This is a genomic window from Nocardia sp. NPDC058518 (assembly GCF_042719655.1).
Classification (GTDB): domain Bacteria; phylum Actinomycetota; class Actinomycetes; order Mycobacteriales; family Mycobacteriaceae; genus Nocardia.
This window is the reverse complement of the sequence record NZ_JBHXNJ010000047.1, coordinates 1-2,651: the sequence shown is the minus strand read 5'-3', so window position 1 is coordinate 2,651 and position 2,651 is coordinate 1. Positions and strand designations below refer to the sequence as shown.

Below are 2,651 nucleotides of genomic sequence, written 5' to 3'. Positions count from 1 at the left end.
ACAGCATCACTCAAACGCTTCAAAACAACAGCACCAACACCCTCACCACGACAATACCCATCAGCCGACACATCAAAAGTCGCACAACGACCCTCGAACGACAACATCTTCGCCGAACAGCACCCCACATAGGTCCGATGGTGCGTCATGACATTGACGCCGCCGACCAGTGCCGCGGAACAGACACCGCTCCGAAGTTTCTCCACCGCCAGGTCGACCGCGACCAGCGACGACGAACATGCCGTATCGATCGTCATACTCGGGCCCGTCAACCCCAACAGGTAGGAGATCCGATTCGACATGATCGACCCCGACACTCCCGCACCGAAGAACGGATTGTGCGCGCCTCGGTCGCCGGTAACGATCATCCAGTCTTGATTGGCGACGCCTACGAATACACCGAAGTCACGGCGACGCAGACTCTTCTTGTCGTAGCCGGCATGGTGGAAGGCTTCGTAGGCGACTTCCAGCAGGAGTCTCTGCTGGGGGTCCATGACTCTGGCTTCGTCGGTGGAGATCCCGAAGAATTCGCTATCGAAGTACTCGACGTCGCTCATGAACGCGCCGCGCCGCGTGTAGCTGCGGCCCACCGCATCCGGACTCGGGTCAAACACCTGATCGATGTCGAATCGTGAGATCGGGACGTCGCCGACGCAGTCGGTCCCGGCCTGCAGCATCGTCCAGAACTCCGCGGGCGAGGTCACGTCACCGGGCAACCGACACGCACTGCCCACGATCGCAATCGGTTCGTCATCCCCGATGGAAGGTGTAGCGGGGTCGACGGACTTCACACTCACGGTCGTGCGGGCCGAAGCACCCTGTACCGCAGGGCTATCCGAGCTCGCCCGCTCGGCGACTGGCCGGACAGAGTTCGTAACCTGTTGTGCTGCGGCCCTCTCAGCGCCTGGTGTCGTGTTGGGAGTGGTGTGCGCGGTGGCGTACTTCGCTACGAGACCTTCGACCAACTCTTCGATACTCGGATGATTGAGCACGAACACACTACCCAGGGAAACTCCCAGCGCACGGCCGAGCTTCTGACCGAGCAACACCGCACTCAACGAATCCATACCATTGGCCATCAACGGATCGTCATCCTCGACCGACCGACCGATCGCCTCGGCGACAGCCTTGCGAACCAAAGCATGAATTTCATCTGCCGAGAAGCCGCCACTCTCGTTGTCACCCAACGAAACCGGAACAGCTGGTCGGGTCGTGAACTGCGAAACAAACCGGGAATCCAACCCCAACGTGCCCCAATCGATTGGAGACACACACACCGTCCCCCGGACATCCCCACCCAACAGCCGGCCAAGTACCGCGGTACCGAGCGCGTTGTCGATCACACCGAAACCAGAAGCTTTGGCACGGGCCACCGCGTCGTGACGGACCGCCATACCCGCCTCCGACCACGCACCCCACTGAATCGACAACACACGCTCACCCCGAGCCGACCACGACTCCGCCAACGCATCCAACGTCGCATTCGCCGCCGCATAACTCCCCTGACCCGCAGAACCGAAAGTCGCAGCCGCAGAAGAGAACAACACCAAGAACTCCAACGGAGCGAACACACTCCGCAGATTTCTCGCACCCCGAACCTTCGCCCCATACGCCAACTTCAACTTCGCACCGGACTGATTCGCCAACACACCATCAGTCAAAACACCGGCAGCGTGCACAACACCAGCCACCGACGGCATTCCCGCCTGGCTCACAGCCTCCTGCGCTTGGCGAACACTTCGTAGGTCACTGACGTCGCAGGCCACGCACTCCACCCGAGCGATCTGCCGCAATTGTGAAACCTCTTCCGGCACAACAGACCCGGCAGACCGCGACAGCAACACCAAGTGCCGCGCACCTCGATCCACCAGGAACTTCGCCGCGACCAAGCCCAAGGCGCCCAAACCACCACTGACCACATACGTCGCATCCGGCGCAGCCACAAATCCATCACCGAATGGAGCATCAACCTGGTCGGCAACCAAGTCGTGGTCGGTATCCGGATATCGCCGCAATCTCGGGGTCTGCAGTTCCCCGTCATCAGTGAGTCGGTACTCGTCCTCCACATCGCTACGTCGACTCAGGGCCAATGCTCGCTGAAGGTGATCTCTCGATGCCTCGACGCAGAGAACCGCCAGTTCAGGATGCTCCAGCCGAGCCGTCCGAGCCAGCCCCGACAACCCTGCATCATCGGTTGTCCCCGCCGTCAGGAAGACCAACCGGTCCGGTGACACGACCCGTCCCTCCGCACACATCTGCAGGACACGAAGCCCGACGTGCACATCGGACTCCCGCCCATCGCTCAGGACCGCAACACCACTCCAGTCCTCTTCCGACAGGACGTCGTCCACCGACTCCGCGTCCAGGACGACCCGGTTGACCCACCCCTGCGGCAAGTCGACGTCGGTATCAGAGCTCGACAGCAAAACATGCACACCGGGCGACATGGACCGAGACGGCTCGTCCGCCGCAACCCACGCGGTTGAGTACAGTGCGCCGTTCTCCTCCGTGGGGTGGTCGTTGGTGGGCGTGTTCGTTCGGAGTCGTCGACAAGCAACCCCCTCCAACACCGCCACAACATCACCCTCATCAGTGAAAAACGTGACAGACCCATCGATCCCACCCGAACTCACCTCACCAACCCGTGCATA

1 protein-coding gene is annotated in these 2,651 nt (G+C 61.3%); it reads right to left on the bottom strand.

Annotated features, from left to right (window positions below; translation table 11 throughout):
- Positions 1–2,351 (bottom strand): SDR family NAD(P)-dependent oxidoreductase (locus tag ACFWPX_RS36890; RefSeq protein ID WP_378933750.1); only part of this gene is annotated, 2,351 nt, incomplete at its 3' end.
- Between the last annotated feature and the right edge of the window lie 300 nt (positions 2,352–2,651).